The sequence below is a fragment of the Piscirickettsia salmonis LF-89 = ATCC VR-1361 genome (assembly GCF_000297215.2).
Lineage (GTDB): Bacteria > Pseudomonadota > Gammaproteobacteria > Piscirickettsiales > Piscirickettsiaceae > Piscirickettsia > Piscirickettsia salmonis.
Genome location: NZ_AMFF02000043.1, coordinates 1 through 1,994 on the forward strand (window position 1 = coordinate 1; position 1,994 = coordinate 1,994).

The following is a 1,994-nucleotide window of genomic DNA, read 5'->3' on the forward strand; positions in this document are numbered from 1 at the left end:
CTTGTTTGTTAGGCATTTTCCTTATACAACACATTTTATTCGCCTTATCGACCAGTGTTAATAAATAAGATTGGTGATCGCGACCCACAACCGTATCAATTTCAAAATGACCAAACTCTGTCTTTTCATCAGCAATAGCAGGCCGTTGTTCAATACCAACGCGATTAGGTATTTTTGTTTGATCACCACGACTCACCTTCTTCTTATAAGGTTTTCCTGAATGAGGCAGGTTTTTGTAAAGCTCTCCGCCCCGCTCTCTATCATCATAAATATAACGGTAAATCGTGCTCTCACTCACCTGAATATTATGCTCACGTATAAGTTCTTGACTGATAACATCGGGGGATGTATGAGTGCTTAACCGCTGATGAATCAACATTTTTTCCTCTTCTGAAATTTGTTGAAAAGCTTGTCCTTGCTTAGCGTTAGCTCGTTTTTCTTGTGCGCAGCGAGAAGTAAGCCGGTGACAATAAAGACCTTTAAAATCGATTGGGGTGTGCCGTTTAATCTCACGGCTAATCGTGCTAGGAGAAAAGCCAAGTGCTCTAGCAATTGATCTGAGCGAGTCTCCCTCTGATAACCGTTGTTCGATATAAAAACGATCTTTTTCATTTAAGTGCCGATAAATCATCTCTACCCTCTAAGTCAAAAGGAGAACTAGAGAGTTTATCTGTATGAATATGAACTCTCTACTGAGTGTTGCACTTCAGATGACGGAGGGCGGAACCTTATACTAATATGGGTTATAAATCTCCTTTACTCATATACGAGGTAGCTTAGCTATATGTGTCAAATATTATACTTTTTGGTAATCAGCGCTTGAGTGCTGCCAAAAAGTAGTTCATGAGCACATTATCCTAAAGTCTTAGGGTTAAAGGTAAGACATGAGTAGTATATTACTAAAGCCAATAAAACAGTACATGATGGAAAGTTACTTTGATGTTGAGTTATAGTTGTAAGAGCGCACAGAAATGGAGTTTCTTTAATGTCTTACCCTATCGAAAATAAGCTTGTGATTGCCGTATCCTCTAGCGCCTTATTCGATTTGTCTGAAGCACATGAAGTTTTTACCAATAAAGGTAAGAATGAATATAAAAAATTCCAAGAAGATAATTTAAATAATACCTTACAAAAAGGTGTTGCTTTTCCTTTTATCAAAAGATTTTTATCGATCAACCAGTCATTCCCAGATGACGAGCCTGTGGAGGTAGTTTTGCTTTCAAGAAACTCTCCTGCGACGGGGAAAAGAGTTTTTAGGTCTATTCAGCATTACGACTTAAATATATCAAGAGCTGCATTTATGGGTGGAAGCTCACCATATAATTATATCCCCGCATTTAATGCTTCACTTTTTCTATCTGGGGATGAAAGTGATGTGAAAAAAGCAATTAATTTCGGTTATCCAGCAGGTTTAATTATATATGGTGATATATGCGATGATGCAGGTAGCGAGTTAAGAGTTGCTTTTGACTTTGATGGTGTCATTGCAGATGACGAAGCTGAAAGCGTTCTTCAAAAAACAAATGATTTAAAAGATTTTCATGCTCATGAAGTTCAAAAAGTAGATATCCCTCACAAAGAAGGCCCATTAATAGATTTATTTAAAAAATTATCGATGATACAAAAAATGGAAGAAAAAAAAGCCGAAAAAGATAGTGATTTTAAAAAAAATCGTGTGTACGGCCATTATAACTGCTCGTAACGCTCCAGCCGGCACTGTTGCAAAAAATTTAGATTTGAGTAGGGTGTAGCAATCAACGGAAGTTAAGAGTGAATTGCTGTGGTAAAACGTAAACGATTTAAGAAGAATCAACCCTTTAAATGGAAGCATTATTCCGGTGAGATTATTCTTTGGCTGGTGCGTTGGTATGGCCGCTATGCCTTATCTTACCGTGATCTCAAAGAAATAGCAGCTGAAAGAGGTCTTGAGATTGAGCGTTCAACCATTTGTCGTTGGGTGCACGAGTATGGCTCGCAGATCGCCAAACGGCTGA

General features: G+C 38.0%; 2 protein-coding genes and 1 pseudogene. 2 read left to right on the forward strand and 1 reads right to left on the reverse strand.

From position 1 onward, the window contains the following. On the reverse strand, positions 1-631 hold a 631-nt coding region (locus tag C200_RS04820; protein ID WP_033923695.1), incomplete at its 3' end, for an IS30 family transposase. A 354-nt stretch (positions 632-985) separates the two neighbouring features. Between C200_RS04820 and C200_RS14185 the strand changes: the two genes are divergently transcribed. Continuing rightward, positions 986-1,702, forward strand: a complete 717-nt coding sequence (locus tag C200_RS14185; RefSeq protein ID WP_016212354.1) for a 5'-nucleotidase — start codon at positions 986-988, stop codon at positions 1,700-1,702. A 78-nt stretch (positions 1,703-1,780) separates the two neighbouring features. Then, positions 1,781-1,994: pseudogene (locus C200_RS04830) on the forward strand (IS6 family transposase); the annotation flags it as partial.

What these genes read in the sequence shown, in the direction of transcription:
- C200_RS14185 (WP_016212354.1), top strand. Translation starts at nt 986, where the DNA reads ATGTCTTACCCTATCGAAAATAAGCTTGTGATTGCCGTATCCTCTAGC.